The organism is Bacillus sp. FSL K6-1560 (assembly GCF_038592935.1).
In the GTDB taxonomy this organism is placed as follows: domain Bacteria; phylum Bacillota; class Bacilli; order Bacillales; family Bacillaceae; genus Bacillus; species Bacillus subtilis.
In genome coordinates this window covers 3,261,270-3,275,249 of record NZ_CP151946.1, presented here as the reverse complement: position 1 = coordinate 3,275,249, position 13,980 = coordinate 3,261,270, and the positions used below count along the sequence as shown (strand labels likewise).

Sequence of the window (13,980 nt, the reverse complement as noted above, 5' to 3'; positions counted from 1 at the left end):
AGAAAGAGTTACACTAATTATAAACATTACAATGTAAGAATTTTTTTTAGAAGAGAGGTGCATGACGGATGGCTGCACATGAACTAAAAGAAGCCTTAGAAACGTTGAAGGAAACCGGAGTTCGCATTACTCCTCAACGTCATGCGATTCTGGAATATCTCGTTAACTCTATGGCTCATCCAACAGCGGACGATATATATAAAGCTCTGGAAGGGAAATTTCCTAACATGAGCGTAGCGACAGTATATAACAATTTGCGTGTGTTCCGGGAATCAGGTTTGGTAAAAGAGCTCACATACGGTGATGCTTCCAGCAGATTCGATTTTGTGACATCTGATCACTATCACGCGATTTGCGAAAACTGCGGTAAAATTGTGGACTTCCACTACCCGGGCCTTGATGAAGTGGAACAGCTCGCTGCCCACGTCACGGGCTTCAAGGTAAGCCACCACCGTTTAGAAATTTACGGCGTCTGCCAAGAGTGTTCGAAAAAAGAAAATCATTAAAAATAAGCTGACCGCACGAAACGGTCAGCTTATTTTATTTCGACATTTTCTTTTTATTATAAGACTCATCAAATTCTTTTCCTTCTAATCCCTTATCTAAAGTCAGCGGCTCTCGGCAATGCATGCACATATCGACTCTTCCTAAAACCTTTGTCTCTTTTTCACAGCCCGGACAAATGACGCGAACCGCTTTGGTCGAAAGCATTCCGATCCAAAAGTAAACAACCGTGCTGAGACCGATGGATAAAAGTCCAAGTATCATAAACAAACTAGATAGCAAAACTGACTCTTTGAAAAAGATCCCGATGTACATAATGATAAACCCAACGAAAACCAAACTTAACGCAAATGTTCTGATTTTATTAATTTTGCTGGAGTATTTCGCCATGTCCATCCCCCTCTGATTTAACTATAGCACAAACTCGATGGGATTTTCTTCATGTTTTCGGTTGAATTGGAATTTACTTATGGAGACTTACTGTGAAATTGTTTATAATAGTTCAATGTGTTTAGAAAAAAGGAATTTCGTTTTAACCATAGAATTGAATCAAATAGAGAATAAAAAAATTTGAACAATTGCATTGGAGGAATAGTGATGGAAAATCTTCTCCGTCCAATTTACCAAGAAAGAGCAAGTCACCCCAATACATTGGCTGTCATTATGATTGAGAGAAGAAACAAAACATCTTCCTTAACAGATAACTTTGATGCAGCTTTGCTGGTAATTGTAAAGGATGCTGATGATCCAGTTTTTATAAAGCATTATGAATTTGATCATCAAACAGCTTCTTTGCATGTGGTAACAGATTCTCAGATTCAAGAATGGATTTTGCTCGGAACAAATAGAAGAATCATAGATTGGATTGTAAATGGCAGAGTTTTGTTTGACCGTAATGAATACGTAGTTGAACTGATTGACAGGCTGAATACATTTCCGTTTGCCGAACGTAAACTGAAGATCGGACTCGAATACGGCAAATTAATCAGAAGGTATGTTGAAGGGAAAGCTTTTTTTGAAGCCAATCAATTTTTAGATGCCTACAACGCCGTTGTTCATGCGCTGCATCATTTAGCACGTATTGAAGTAATCGACAGAGGATTCCATCCCGAAACCACGGTGTGGAGCCAAGTGCGCCAGATGGAGCCGCAAGTGTACAAGTTATATTCCGAGCTGATTGAAAGTCACGAGAGCCTGGAAAAAAGACTTGAATTATTATTCTTAGCAAATGATTTTCTCATCCATTCCAAAGCCGAGATCGGTTCGGCGCATCTTTTCGAAGTAATGAAAGAAAAAGACATTTGGCAATTCGGTGAGCTTCTTCAACATCATGACCTAAAGCACTTTACCCAAGATCTTGGCGTTATGCTTGATTACTTGACAGAAAAGGGACTTATCAACGTCTGCCAGATAGAAACGAAAGGACAGGCTGTCTATCACCGAGGATATTCTTTTAAAAAAGGTGTTGACTCTGATTCTTGACCGTGTTATATTATTAAACGTCGCTGATGCGCTTCTGAGAAAACAAGCTCACAGCGGCGGGAAAATAAATCAAAAAAACATTTGACAAAAGAAAGTCAAAATGTTATATTAATAAAGTCGCTTCAACAAGAAGTGAAAATGATCTTTGAAAACTAAACAAGACAAAACGTACCTGTTAATTCAGTTTTTAAAAAACCGCACAGCGATGTGCGTAGTCAGTCAAACTAGGGCCTGCACGACGCAGGTCACACAGGTGTCGCCGCAGGAAGCGGTGAACTTAACCTGTGATCCATTTATCGGAGAGTTTGATCCTGGCTCAGGACGAACGCTGGCGGCGTGCCTAATACATGCAAGTCGAGCGGACAGATGGGAGCTTGCTCCCTGATGTTAGCGGCGGACGGGTGAGTAACACGTGGGTAACCTGCCTGTAAGACTGGGATAACTCCGGGAAACCGGGGCTAATACCGGATGGTTGTTTGAACCGCATGGTTCAAACATAAAAGGTGGCTTCGGCTACCACTTACAGATGGACCCGCGGCGCATTAGCTAGTTGGTGAGGTAACGGCTCACCAAGGCAACGATGCGTAGCCGACCTGAGAGGGTGATCGGCCACACTGGGACTGAGACACGGCCCAGACTCCTACGGGAGGCAGCAGTAGGGAATCTTCCGCAATGGACGAAAGTCTGACGGAGCAACGCCGCGTGAGTGATGAAGGTTTTCGGATCGTAAAGCTCTGTTGTTAGGGAAGAACAAGTACCGTTCGAATAGGGCGGTACCTTGACGGTACCTAACCAGAAAGCCACGGCTAACTACGTGCCAGCAGCCGCGGTAATACGTAGGTGGCAAGCGTTGTCCGGAATTATTGGGCGTAAAGGGCTCGCAGGCGGTTTCTTAAGTCTGATGTGAAAGCCCCCGGCTCAACCGGGGAGGGTCATTGGAAACTGGGGAACTTGAGTGCAGAAGAGGAGAGTGGAATTCCACGTGTAGCGGTGAAATGCGTAGAGATGTGGAGGAACACCAGTGGCGAAGGCGACTCTCTGGTCTGTAACTGACGCTGAGGAGCGAAAGCGTGGGGAGCGAACAGGATTAGATACCCTGGTAGTCCACGCCGTAAACGATGAGTGCTAAGTGTTAGGGGGTTTCCGCCCCTTAGTGCTGCAGCTAACGCATTAAGCACTCCGCCTGGGGAGTACGGTCGCAAGACTGAAACTCAAAGGAATTGACGGGGGCCCGCACAAGCGGTGGAGCATGTGGTTTAATTCGAAGCAACGCGAAGAACCTTACCAGGTCTTGACATCCTCTGACAATCCTAGAGATAGGACGTCCCCTTCGGGGGCAGAGTGACAGGTGGTGCATGGTTGTCGTCAGCTCGTGTCGTGAGATGTTGGGTTAAGTCCCGCAACGAGCGCAACCCTTGATCTTAGTTGCCAGCATTCAGTTGGGCACTCTAAGGTGACTGCCGGTGACAAACCGGAGGAAGGTGGGGATGACGTCAAATCATCATGCCCCTTATGACCTGGGCTACACACGTGCTACAATGGACAGAACAAAGGGCAGCGAAACCGCGAGGTTAAGCCAATCCCACAAATCTGTTCTCAGTTCGGATCGCAGTCTGCAACTCGACTGCGTGAAGCTGGAATCGCTAGTAATCGCGGATCAGCATGCCGCGGTGAATACGTTCCCGGGCCTTGTACACACCGCCCGTCACACCACGAGAGTTTGTAACACCCGAAGTCGGTGAGGTAACCTTTTAGGAGCCAGCCGCCGAAGGTGGGACAGATGATTGGGGTGAAGTCGTAACAAGGTAGCCGTATCGGAAGGTGCGGCTGGATCACCTCCTTTCTAAGGATATTTTACGGAATATAAGACCTTGGGTCTTATAAACAGAACGTTCCCTGTCTTGTTTAGTTTTGAAGGATCATTCCTTCGAAACGTGTTCTTTGAAAACTAGATAACAGTAGACATCACATTCAATTAGTAACACAAGATATCACATAGTGATTCTTTTTAACGGTTAAGTTAGAAAGGGCGCACGGTGGATGCCTTGGCACTAGGAGCCGATGAAGGACGGGACGAACACCGATATGCTTCGGGGAGCTGTAAGCAAGCTTTGATCCGGAGATTTCCGAATGGGGAAACCCACCACTCGTAATGGAGTGGTATCCATATCTGAATTCATAGGATATGAGAAGGCAGACCCGGGGAACTGAAACATCTAAGTACCCGGAGGAAGAGAAAGCAAATGCGATTCCCTGAGTAGCGGCGAGCGAAACGGGATTAGCCCAAACCAAGAGGCTTGCCTCTTGGGGTTGTAGGACACTCTGTACGGAGTTACAAAAGAACGAGGTAGATGAAGAGGTCTGGAAAGGCCCGCCATAGGAGGTAACAGCCCTGTAGTCAAAACTTCGTTCTCTCCTGAGTGGATCCTGAGTACGGCGGAACACGTGAAATTCCGTCGGAATCCGGGAGGACCATCTCCCAAGGCTAAATACTCCCTAGTGACCGATAGTGAACCAGTACCGTGAGGGAAAGGTGAAAAGCACCCCGGAAGGGGAGTGAAAGAGATCCTGAAACCGTGTGCCTACAAGTAGTCAGAGCCCGTTAACGGGTGATGGCGTGCCTTTTGTAGAATGAACCGGCGAGTTACGATCCCGTGCAAGGTTAAGCAGAAGATGCGGAGCCGCAGCGAAAGCGAGTCTGAATAGGGCGCATGAGTACGTGGTCGTAGACCCGAAACCAGGTGATCTACCCATGTCCAGGGTGAAGTTCAGGTAACACTGAATGGAGGCCCGAACCCACGCACGTTGAAAAGTGCGGGGATGAGGTGTGGGTAGGGGTGAAATGCCAATCGAACCTGGAGATAGCTGGTTCTCTCCGAAATAGCTTTAGGGCTAGCCTCAAGGTAAGAGTCTTGGAGGTAGAGCACTGATTGGACTAGGGGCCCCTACCGGGTTACCGAATTCAGTCAAACTCCGAATGCCAATGACTTATCCTTGGGAGTCAGACTGCGAGTGATAAGATCCGTAGTCGAAAGGGAAACAGCCCAGACCGCCAGCTAAGGTCCCAAAGTATACGTTAAGTGGAAAAGGATGTGGAGTTGCTTAGACAACCAGGATGTTGGCTTAGAAGCAGCCACCATTTAAAGAGTGCGTAATAGCTCACTGGTCGAGTGACTCTGCGCCGAAAATGTACCGGGGCTAAACGTATCACCGAAGCTGCGGACTGTTCTTCGAACAGTGGTAGGAGAGCGTTCTAAGGGCTGTGAAGCCAGACCGGAAGGACTGGTGGAGCGCTTAGAAGTGAGAATGCCGGTATGAGTAGCGAAAGAGGGGTGAGAATCCCCTCCACCGAATGCCTAAGGTTTCCTGAGGAAGGCTCGTCCGCTCAGGGTTAGTCGGGACCTAAGCCGAGGCCGAAAGGCGTAGGCGATGGACAACAGGTTGATATTCCTGTACCACCTCCTCACCATTTGAGCAATGGGGGGACGCAGGAGGATAGGGTAAGCGCGGTATTGGATATCCGCGTCCAAGCAGTTAGGCTGGGAAATAGGCAAATCCGTTTCCCATAAGGCTGAGCTGTGATGGCGAGCGAAATATAGTAGCGAAGTTCCTGATTCCACACTGCCAAGAAAAGCCTCTAGCGAGGTGAGAGGTGCCCGTACCGCAAACCGACACAGGTAGGCGAGGAGAGAATCCTAAGGTGATCGAGAGAACTCTCGTTAAGGAACTCGGCAAAATGACCCCGTAACTTCGGGAGAAGGGGTGCTCTGTTAGGGTGCAAGCCCGAGAGAGCCGCAGTGAATAGGCCCAGGCGACTGTTTAGCAAAAACACAGGTCTCTGCGAAGCCGTAAGGCGAAGTATAGGGGCTGACGCCTGCCCGGTGCTGGAAGGTTAAGAGGAGCGCTTAGCGTAAGCGAAGGTGCGAATTGAAGCCCCAGTAAACGGCGGCCGTAACTATAACGGTCCTAAGGTAGCGAAATTCCTTGTCGGGTAAGTTCCGACCCGCACGAAAGGCGCAACGATCTGGGCACTGTCTCAACGAGAGACTCGGTGAAATTATAGTACCTGTGAAGATGCAGGTTACCCGCGACAGGACGGAAAGACCCCGTGGAGCTTTACTGCAGCCTGATATTGAATGTTGGTACAGCTTGTACAGGATAGGTAGGAGCCTTGGAAACCGGAGCGCCAGCTTCGGTGGAGGCATCGGTGGGATACTACCCTGGCTGTATTGACCTTCTAACCCGCCGCCCTTATCGGGCGGGGAGACAGTGTCAGGTGGGCAGTTTGACTGGGGCGGTCGCCTCCTAAAAGGTAACGGAGGCGCCCAAAGGTTCCCTCAGAATGGTTGGAAATCATTCGCAGAGTGTAAAGGCACAAGGGAGCTTGACTGCGAGACCTACAAGTCGAGCAGGGACGAAAGTCGGGCTTAGTGATCCGGTGGTTCCGCATGGAAGGGCCATCGCTCAACGGATAAAAGCTACCCCGGGGATAACAGGCTTATCTCCCCCAAGAGTCCACATCGACGGGGAGGTTTGGCACCTCGATGTCGGCTCATCGCATCCTGGGGCTGTAGTCGGTCCCAAGGGTTGGGCTGTTCGCCCATTAAAGCGGTACGCGAGCTGGGTTCAGAACGTCGTGAGACAGTTCGGTCCCTATCCGTCGCGGGCGCAGGAAATTTGAGAGGAGCTGTCCTTAGTACGAGAGGACCGGGATGGACGCACCGCTGGTGTACCAGTTGTTCTGCCAAGGGCATCGCTGGGTAGCTATGTGCGGACGGGATAAGTGCTGAAAGCATCTAAGCATGAAGCCCCCCTCAAGATGAGATTTCCCATTCCGCAAGGAAGTAAGATCCCTGAAAGATGATCAGGTTGATAGGTCTGAGGTGGAAGTGTGGCGACACATGGAGCTGACAGATACTAATCGATCGAGGACTTAACCATATTTTTGAATGATGGCACACCTGTTATCTAGTTTTGAGAGAATAAGTTTTTTCAAAAAAACACTTGATTTTCTCAAGAATACATAGTATAATGTTAAATGTCACTGAAATTGTCTGGTGATGATGGCGAAGAGGTCACACCCGTTCCCATGCCGAACACGGAAGTTAAGCTCTTCAGCGCCGATGGTAGTCGGGGGTTTCCCCCTGTGAGAGTAGGACATCGCCAGGCAGACTTCATTCCGCAGTAGCTCAGTGGTAGAGCTATCGGCTGTTAACCGATCGGTCGTAGGTTCGAATCCTACCTGCGGAGCCATTATTGGAGAGCTGTCCGAGTGGTCGAAGGAGCACGATTGGAAATCGTGTAGGCGGTCAACTCCGTCTCAAGGGTTCGAATCCCTTGCTCTCCGCCACTGATACTTATACATAATTACAATTGAAAGTCTGGGCCCGTTGGTCAAGCGGTTAAGACACCGCCCTTTCACGGCGGTAACACGGGTTCGAATCCCGTACGGGTCATTATATGATGGAGGATTAGCTCAGCTGGGAGAGCATCTGCCTTACAAGCAGAGGGTCGGCGGTTCGAGCCCGTCATCCTCCACCATTATATCATCGCGGGGTGGAGCAGTTCGGTAGCTCGTCGGGCTCATAACCCGAAGGTCGCAGGTTCAAATCCTGCCCCCGCAACCAAATTTCAAAATGGTCCGGTAGTTCAGTTGGTTAGAATGCCTGCCTGTCACGCAGGAGGTCGCGGGTTCGAGTCCCGTCCGGACCGCCATTTAATTACTTAGGCTCGGTAGCTCAGTTGGTAGAGCAACGGACTGAAAATCCGTGTGTCGGCGGTTCGATTCCGTCCCGAGCCACCACCTATGCCGGTGTAGCTCAATTGGTAGAGCAACTGACTTGTAATCAGTAGGTTGGGGGTTCAAGTCCTCTTGCCGGCACTGTTTTTTCAAAATTTAATGTGGAGGGGTAGCGAAGTGGCTAAACGCGGCGGACTGTAAATCCGCTCCCTCAGGGTTCGGCAGTTCGAATCTGCCCCCCTCCACCATTTATAGGGGCATAGTTTAACGGTAGAACAGAGGTCTCCAAAACCTCCGGTGTGGGTTCGATTCCTACTGCCCCTGCCAAATTTATGACATCTTGAGATTATGGCGGTTGTGGCGAAGTGGTTAACGCACCAGATTGTGGCTCTGGCACTCGTGGGTTCGATTCCCATCAATCGCCCCATATTATCATTGGGCTATAGCCAAGCGGTAAGGCAACGGACTTTGACTCCGTCATGCGTTGGTTCGAATCCAGCTAGCCCAGTCTCACTTTTTATATCAACTGCATATAATGTATTAAGTCCATTTAAAATGCGGAAGTAGTTCAGTGGTAGAACACCACCTTGCCAAGGTGGGGGTCGCGGGTTCGAATCCCGTCTTCCGCTCCAATTACGGCGGCATAGCCAAGTGGTAAGGCAGAGGTCTGCAAAACCTTTATCCCCGGTTCGAATCCGGGTGTCGCCTTCTTATTGCCGGGGTGGTGGAATTGGCAGACACACAGGACTTAAAATCCTGCGGTAGGTGACTACCGTGCCGGTTCAAGTCCGGCCCTCGGCACCAATTTTACTTACATGGTAAGTTGAATTGGTGTTTGTGTTTTATCATTATAACTAATCATATTAATGATCTACATAAGTAGATCATTTTTTTAATGCTTTGATTTATCATAACAAGTTAAGTTCCGAGGCCTATTATAAAGCGGCGTATAGCTCGTCTTTCAACACTTTTATTTTATATTTCCATAAAAACTTTTTTGAAATACGTTGACACTTTATGAGATCCATGATATATTTATATTCGTCGGTTAGATACGACGTAAAACTTGCCGGTGTGGCGGAATTGGCAGACGCGCACGACTCAAAATCGTGTTCCTTCTGGAGTGTCGGTTCGACCCCGACCACCGGTATACTGAAAAACCCGTTTCTTAACAGAAACGGGTTTTTATTTTTTATTAAAGAAAAGGAGCCGAGGCTCCTTTTTATACTTACTCAGCGTATTGGTCTAGGATCTCTTCTAGCACCTCTTCTAGCTCTTCTGTATCTTCAAGCTCTGATTGGCTGAAACGGACGCGTACAAGCTGTTCTCCGTCATTATACATCTCTTCCAGCCACCCTCGGAGTCCTCTTGCTCTGCGGTCGACTTCGAAAATGATTTCCAAACCGTCTTCGTCTAAAAGGAAAATGAGTTCTAATTCATCAAGCATCTGACGATAATATCCGGAAGTCGGAACGAATTCGAATTCTTGAACGAACGGAAGACGACGCTGGAAGTAGGGCGCTTGTTCGCAGTCTGCTTCGTTAAGATGGAAGCCCAGATTTTCGATTGCTTCAAGCACATTTTCAATCCAAGGGTGCGCTTCAACGAAAATGCGGTCATGATCGGATTTATCGATACCGCCTTGAATGTCAAGGTCTGTCACCACGGCAACCTCTACTTTCCCTGCAGTGATCGGCGTATCTAGAGGCAGAGTGAATGTGAACGGAAATTGATGCTCTTCACCAGGCTGTATGGTAAATGAACCAGTGACCCGGAAAGAATGAATTGTAGCGTATTTCCGGTGCTCTTCATCGTCTTTTACAATGACATACCGTGTGCTAAGCTGTAAATCGATATAACGGATGTCCTGAGCGATTTTTCCGCCTTTGACATGTACCGTTCCCTGTACTTCTTCTCCTGGAAAATATGCGTCTTTTTCTAAAATTGTATCTACTTTTGCAGCTCCAATTCCGGCACTTGCCGCAAGTTTCTTAAAAAATGACATGTTAGATCTTCCCCTTTTTCTTTTTTCTCAACAGATATACGCAAGAAGGAGGAAAAAAGATTCGTTTGATTCATACTTTTTTCCTATTATTCGTCTCGGCCTAGGGACAGACTAAGAATAATATTAAAAATAAAGGAGTGGATGGAAGTGAATAAAGAAAATTTGGTTGCAGATGAATTACACAGAATGTTTTTGGCTGGTGAGCTGCAAATCACAGTAGAGGAGGATATAAACAATATTTCCGAAAGGCTGAGAAACGGCGATCTCAGTTTAGACCGATTAAGCGGTGAAGACGCGTTTATAAAAGAAACGGTAAATGAGGCTTTAAGAAGAGTGGAGCAATAAAAAAGAGACGGCATCTCATCTTTGAGATCCCGTCTCTTTTTGTGGTCTTTGCTGTAAGATAAATCTAATCGATTTGATTTGGAATTGCTCACCCGAGCCATCCCTTTTCTAACAGAAGATCTGACAGTTCATCATGGAGATAAACAGTTGTATCTAATTGATCATGCAATGCTCTTCTGATGTGGGGATTTTCGGCTTCTGTTATTGCGACAGTGTATTTGTTAATGCTGGTTTTTATTGTTGTTAACAAATCAAGAATATCTTTGGGACAAAGACTTTGTTCAATGGGAAACCACCCCCTTTGTTTTTTTAGCAGCTCCTGATAAGAAAGTATTTGGCTTTGTTTCTTGCTTCTATACAAAATGCTATAATAAGCAACAAATTTTGTTGGGGGGTGTGATGATGAAGCAGATTATTGCGATGGGGGGCGGGGGTTTTTCGATGGAGCCGGATAATTTGTCCCTCGATCAATATATCCTCAATCAATCAAAACGAGAGCAACCTCGTATTTGTTTTTTGCCGACGGCGAGCGGAGATTCCCAAAACTATATTCAGCGGTTTTATCATGCATTTCAAACACTGGATTGTGTGCCGTCTCACTTATCTTTGTTTAAGCCGCCATCAACAGATTTAACTTCTTTTGTTATGGAAATGGACGTGATTTATGTTGGCGGGGGAAATACGCGGAATTTACTTGTGTTATGGAAAGAGTGGGGGCTTGACCAGATTCTTAGGGAAGCATGGAAGAACGGTGTGGTTTTAGCTGGATTAAGTGCCGGTGCGATCTGCTGGTTTGAAGAAGGGGTGACGGATTCAGCCGGACCGCTGACAAGTTTGAAAAGTTTAGGTTTTTTGCAAGGGAGCTTTTGTCCCCATTATGACGGGGAAAAGGATCGGAGACCGGCATACCACCAGCTGATATCTAACAAGTTCTTATGCAGTGGCTATGCAGCGGATGATGGGGCTGCTCTCCATTTCATAAATGATCAGCTGTTTCAGACTGTGAGTTCAAGGTCGGATGGAAAGGCATATCGGGTGATGATGGCTGAACATGAAATAGCTGAAATCCCGTTGCCGGTCAAATATTTAGGGTGAAATTGGCTGAATATTATCTATATTCCTCTTTTTTTCAGATTGATTTTATGATAAGATGAGTGCGAAATCAATAGTTACTGGGGGTGCCCGCTTTCGGGCTGAGAGAGAAGGTAAGCTTCTTAACCCTTTGGACCTGATCTGGTTCGTACCAGCGTGGGGAAGTAGAGGAATTGTTTTTGTTATTGTCTTGCTGGGCAATAATATGTTTCTTTCTGACTGTAACCGGGTTCATTTATATGAATCCGGTTTTTTGTGCTGGTTATGGGCTTGATTTTGTCCTTTCAAACATAGAAAGGGGAAGGAAAAGTAATGCAAAACAATTCAGTGCAGCAAGCCAACATTTCCATTATGTCGAGTTTTTCAGGCAGCAAGAAGGTATACGTGGAGGGTTCTTCTTCGGACATCCAAGTGCCGATGAGGGAGATTGCATTGAGTCCGACGACGGGATCGTTCGGCGAAGAGGAAAACGCGCCTGTGCGTGTCTATGATACAAGCGGACCGTATACGGACCCTGAAGTAACCATTAATATTCAAGAAGGATTAAAGCCGCTCCGCCAAAAATGGATCACAGAGCGCGGTGACGTGGAAGAGTATGAAGGCCGGGCTATAAAACCAGAAGATAACGGTTATAAAAAAGCAAATCCAAACGTAAGCTACCCAGGATTAAAGCGGAAACCGCTGAGGGCGAAGGCAGGTCAAAATGTCACTCAAATGCACTATGCAAAAAAGGGGATCATTACACCTGAGATGGAATTTATCGCCATTCGTGAGCATGTGTCTCCTGAATTCGTCAGAGACGAGGTAGCCAGCGGCCGGGCGATAATTCCTTCAAACATTAATCACCCTGAAAGTGAGCCAATGATTATCGGCCGGAATTTCTATGTGAAGATTAATGCGAATATTGGGAATTCAGCGGTTACGTCATCCATTGAAGAAGAAGTGGAAAAAATGACGTGGGCCATACGCTGGGGAGCGGATACGATGATGGATCTTTCGACCGGAAAAGATATTCATACGACGCGTGAATGGATTATCCGCAATTGCCCCGTGCCTGTGGGAACTGTTCCGATTTATCAGGCGCTTGAAAAAGTAAACGGCGTAGCGGAGGATTTAACGTGGGAGATTTATCGTGATACGCTGATCGAGCAGGCAGAGCAGGGAGTGGATTATTTTACGATTCACGCGGGTGTTTTGCTTAGGTATGTACCGCTGACTGCAAAACGGACAACTGGTATTGTGTCACGCGGGGGAGCGATTATGGCGCAGTGGTGTCTGGCTCATCATCAAGAAAGCTTTTTATACACACATTTTGAAGAAATCTGTGAGATTATGAAAACGTACGATATTGCTTTCTCACTTGGGGATGGTTTGCGTCCCGGATCAATTGCTGATGCCAATGACGAAGCGCAGTTTGCTGAATTAGAGACGCTTGGAGAGCTGACGCAAATTGCCTGGAAGCATGATGTTCAGGTGATGATTGAGGGTCCTGGACATGTTCCGATGCATAAAATCAAAGAGAACGTCGATAAACAAATGGACATTTGTAAAGAAGCGCCTTTTTACACATTGGGGCCGTTGACAACGGATATTGCTCCGGGATATGACCATATTACTTCAGCGATCGGAGCGGCGATGATCGGCTGGTATGGGACAGCAATGCTTTGTTATGTAACGCCGAAGGAGCATTTGGGGCTGCCAAACCGTGATGATGTTCGTGAAGGAGTCATTACATATAAGATCGCTGCGCATGCGGCAGACCTTGCAAAAGGGCATCCCGGAGCGCAAATCCGGGATGATGCGTTATCGAAAGCCCGTTTTGAATTCCGCTGGCGGGATCAGTTTAATTTATCTCTTGATCCGGAGAGAGCCCTTGAATACCATGATGAAACCCTGCCTGCTGAAGGAGCAAAAACCGCTCACTTTTGTTCCATGTGCGGTCCGAAATTTTGCAGCATGAGAATTTCACAGGATATTCGGGATTATGCGAAGAAAAACGATCTCAGTGAAGCAGAAGCCATAAATAAAGGATTAAAAGAAAAAGCAAAAGAGTTTGTCGATACGGGAAGCAATTTATATCAATAAATAAGATGAAGATGGAGAATGCTCCATCTTCATTTTTTTAGAAAAACAGAGAGCGTCGAAGCGGAGGAATACTCTGTTCAAAGCGGAAAACATTTTCTGGATCATATTTCGTTTTGACACGGCGGAGTCGTTCAACGTTTTCGCCGCAATATGTTCTTGGCCAGTTTCTGATTTTGATATCTGGCCAATTTACGTAGTCTCCCATCGTTTAACTCGAAAGTCCGGATCATCCCGTGTCACGATACGTCCGGTCAATTTTGTCTTTTCCACACACCCACATCTCTTTCTCTCGTATTCTAGTTTCTCTAGCTTATGCGTCAGGGGATAAGAGTGTATAAGGAAAAAGCGGGGATGCAATCTGATATAGTATCAATACCCTCAAAAAATAGTTGACAGGTCGGTATTGTATGAATTAACATGGTCAGTACAAATTTTTCAAATTTATCGCGCTGATCGGGACACCGAAGGCTCTTATCTTTTAGATAAGGGCCTTTTTTGTATGAAAAAGGAGGGATTATTGATGGGAGTCAAAAAAGGAAAGGGGAGAAAACGATTCAGGAAGCGAAAAACCTACGGGAATCAGATTTTGCCGCTTGAGCTGCTGATTGAAAAAAACAAACGAGAGATTATAAACAGCGCGGAACTCATGGAAGAAATTTATATGAAGATTGATGAGAAGCGTACGCAATGTGTAACTAAATATAAAAAAACCCGCTGACTACAGCGG

Annotated in this window: 9 protein-coding genes, 16 tRNA genes, 3 rRNA genes, 1 pseudogene and 1 riboswitch; of the genes and pseudogenes, 25 read left to right on the top strand and 4 right to left on the bottom strand. The window is 46.8% G+C overall.

The genetic code is table 11. The features are described 5' to 3' along the window. Positions 1-68 precede the first annotated feature (68 nt). Positions 69-506 carry a peroxide-responsive transcriptional repressor PerR gene (perR, locus tag NYE22_RS17580; protein ID WP_003223285.1) on the top strand — a complete coding sequence of 146 codons (438 nt, stop codon included), beginning with the start codon at positions 69-71 and terminating at the stop codon, positions 504-506. 34 nt (positions 507-540) lie between these two features. On the opposite strand, the gene NYE22_RS17575 is transcribed toward perR, so the two are convergent. Beyond that, positions 541-894 (bottom strand): YgzB family protein, encoded by a 354-nt coding sequence (locus NYE22_RS17575; RefSeq protein ID WP_014113119.1) that lies wholly within the window; start codon positions 892-894, stop codon positions 541-543. Positions 895-1,101: 207 nt separating this feature from the next. Here NYE22_RS17575 and NYE22_RS17570 point away from each other — a divergent pair, with 207 nt between their 5' ends. From NYE22_RS17570 to NYE22_RS17475, 20 genes are all read left to right on the top strand, one after another. Next, positions 1,102-1,986, top strand: a complete 885-nt coding sequence (locus NYE22_RS17570) for a nucleotidyltransferase-like protein (RefSeq protein ID WP_015715543.1) — start codon at positions 1,102-1,104, stop codon at positions 1,984-1,986. Between the two features lie 293 nt (positions 1,987-2,279). Then, positions 2,280-3,829: ribosomal RNA gene (locus NYE22_RS17565) — 16S ribosomal RNA — on the top strand. 170 nt (positions 3,830-3,999) lie between these two features. Next, positions 4,000-6,927, top strand: a 23S ribosomal RNA gene (locus tag NYE22_RS17560). A 112-nt stretch (positions 6,928-7,039) separates the two neighbouring features. After that, positions 7,040-7,155 (top strand): 5S ribosomal RNA (gene rrf, locus NYE22_RS17555). The 16S, 23S and 5S rRNA genes sit together here with 16 tRNA genes alongside, the layout of an rRNA operon. A gap of 9 nt (positions 7,156-7,164) precedes the next feature. Further along, positions 7,165-7,239 (top strand) — tRNA-Asn (locus NYE22_RS17550). Between the two features lie 5 nt (positions 7,240-7,244). Continuing rightward, positions 7,245-7,336 (top strand) — tRNA-Ser (locus NYE22_RS17545). A 34-nt stretch (positions 7,337-7,370) separates the two neighbouring features. Then, positions 7,371-7,442: transfer RNA gene (locus NYE22_RS17540), tRNA-Glu, on the top strand. Between the two features lie 9 nt (positions 7,443-7,451). After that, positions 7,452-7,527: transfer RNA gene (locus tag NYE22_RS17535), tRNA-Val, on the top strand. Between the two features lie 9 nt (positions 7,528-7,536). Continuing rightward, positions 7,537-7,613 (top strand) — tRNA-Met (locus NYE22_RS17530). 11 nt (positions 7,614-7,624) lie between these two features. After that, a tRNA-Asp gene (locus tag NYE22_RS17525) sits at positions 7,625-7,701 on the top strand. Positions 7,702-7,713: 12 nt separating this feature from the next. Next, positions 7,714-7,789: transfer RNA gene (locus NYE22_RS17520), tRNA-Phe, on the top strand. A 5-nt stretch (positions 7,790-7,794) separates the two neighbouring features. Continuing rightward, positions 7,795-7,867 (top strand) — tRNA-Thr (locus NYE22_RS17515). 22 nt (positions 7,868-7,889) lie between these two features. Then, positions 7,890-7,974, top strand: a tRNA-Tyr gene (locus tag NYE22_RS17510). Between the two features lie 5 nt (positions 7,975-7,979). Further along, positions 7,980-8,053: transfer RNA gene (locus NYE22_RS17505), tRNA-Trp, on the top strand. A 24-nt stretch (positions 8,054-8,077) separates the two neighbouring features. After that, a tRNA-His gene (locus NYE22_RS17500) sits at positions 8,078-8,153 on the top strand. A 9-nt stretch (positions 8,154-8,162) separates the two neighbouring features. Next, positions 8,163-8,234, top strand: a tRNA-Gln gene (locus tag NYE22_RS17495). A gap of 49 nt (positions 8,235-8,283) precedes the next feature. After that, positions 8,284-8,358: transfer RNA gene (locus NYE22_RS17490), tRNA-Gly, on the top strand. Between the two features lie 5 nt (positions 8,359-8,363). Further along, positions 8,364-8,434: transfer RNA gene (locus tag NYE22_RS17485), tRNA-Cys, on the top strand. A gap of 7 nt (positions 8,435-8,441) precedes the next feature. Continuing rightward, positions 8,442-8,530 (top strand) — tRNA-Leu (locus tag NYE22_RS17480). Between the two features lie 264 nt (positions 8,531-8,794). Beyond that, positions 8,795-8,876 (top strand) — tRNA-Leu (locus NYE22_RS17475). Between the two features lie 78 nt (positions 8,877-8,954). Here NYE22_RS17475 and spo0M read toward each other — a convergent pair. Then, positions 8,955-9,731 carry a sporulation control protein Spo0M gene (gene spo0M / locus NYE22_RS17470; RefSeq protein ID WP_124073063.1) on the bottom strand — a complete coding sequence of 259 codons (777 nt, stop codon included), beginning with the start codon at positions 9,729-9,731 and terminating at the stop codon, positions 8,955-8,957. A 141-nt stretch (positions 9,732-9,872) separates the two neighbouring features. On the opposite strand from spo0M, the gene NYE22_RS17465 reads away from it, so the two are divergent. Next, the gene (locus NYE22_RS17465) at positions 9,873-10,076 is read left to right on the top strand and encodes a hypothetical protein (protein ID WP_071576329.1); all 204 of its coding nucleotides are present in this window, start codon (positions 9,873-9,875) and stop codon (positions 10,074-10,076) included. An 88-nt stretch (positions 10,077-10,164) separates the two neighbouring features. Here the strand turns inward: NYE22_RS17465 and NYE22_RS17460 are convergent, their stop codons facing one another. Continuing rightward, entirely contained in the window at positions 10,165-10,437 is a 273-nt protein-coding gene (locus NYE22_RS17460) for a spore coat protein (RefSeq protein WP_080478397.1), read from the bottom strand. 41 nt (positions 10,438-10,478) lie between these two features. On the opposite strand from NYE22_RS17460, the gene NYE22_RS17455 reads away from it, so the two are divergent. Then, the gene (locus NYE22_RS17455) at positions 10,479-11,171 is read left to right on the top strand and encodes a Type 1 glutamine amidotransferase-like domain-containing protein (RefSeq protein WP_169037378.1); all 693 of its coding nucleotides are present in this window, start codon (positions 10,479-10,481) and stop codon (positions 11,169-11,171) included. Between the two features lie 69 nt (positions 11,172-11,240). Beyond that, positions 11,241-11,348, top strand: a riboswitch (TPP riboswitch). A 132-nt stretch (positions 11,349-11,480) separates the two neighbouring features. Continuing rightward, positions 11,481-13,253, top strand: coding sequence for a phosphomethylpyrimidine synthase ThiC (gene thiC / locus NYE22_RS17450; protein WP_342412013.1), 1,773 nt, complete (start codon positions 11,481-11,483; stop codon positions 13,251-13,253). Between the two features lie 37 nt (positions 13,254-13,290). Here thiC and NYE22_RS17445 read toward each other — a convergent pair. Further along, positions 13,291-13,461, bottom strand: a pseudogene (locus tag NYE22_RS17445) (BBE domain-containing protein); the annotation flags it as partial. A gap of 312 nt (positions 13,462-13,773) precedes the next feature. Between NYE22_RS17445 and senS the strand changes: the two are divergent. Beyond that, a complete protein-coding gene (gene senS, locus NYE22_RS17440) occupies positions 13,774-13,971 on the top strand; it encodes a transcriptional regulator SenS (protein ID WP_342412012.1) in 198 nt (65 codons plus the stop codon). Positions 13,972-13,980: the final 9 nt, after the last annotated feature.